Origin of the sequence: Mesorhizobium sp. M2E.F.Ca.ET.209.01.1.1, from assembly GCF_004010375.2 — a bacterium.
Taxonomy (GTDB): domain Bacteria; phylum Pseudomonadota; class Alphaproteobacteria; order Rhizobiales; family Rhizobiaceae; genus Mesorhizobium.
The window spans coordinates 1-365 of the sequence record NZ_SADP02000455.1 but is presented as its reverse complement, the minus strand read 5'-3'; the positions used below and the strand labels follow the sequence as shown (position 1 = coordinate 365).

Annotated in this window: 1 protein-coding gene; it reads right to left on the bottom strand. The window is 53.2% G+C overall.

All coding sequences use genetic code 11. The features are described 5' to 3' along the window. Positions 1-365, bottom strand: a 365-nt coding sequence (locus EN852_RS36455) for an ABC transporter substrate-binding protein (RefSeq protein ID WP_246694526.1), incomplete at both ends; no start/stop codon positions are given.

Genomic DNA, 365 nt, shown 5'->3' with positions numbered 1-365 from the left:
GTTCGACCCGCGATTGGCCGACCCTAATGTCGGAATGGTTGGAGAGATCCTCCCACTGAGCAGATGTGATGCCATAACCGTAGTCAAGGTTGCCACTTTTTAGACCTTGGGCGATGGGATCTGCTGTATTGAACAGGTTCAAAATCATGCCTGCCATGGGCGGCTGTCCCATGCGAAAATACTTGTTCGACGCCAAGCGGACAAATTGACCCGGCTGAAACTCTGAAACAATCATGGGGCCTGTGCCCACCAGCGGAGGATCATTGCGAAAGGTGTTACGCGCGTCGGCGTGGCTAATCTTCGCCCAAATGTGCTCGGGAACAATCAGAACTGCATTATTGACTGGCCATCGCGTTGGAAGCTTG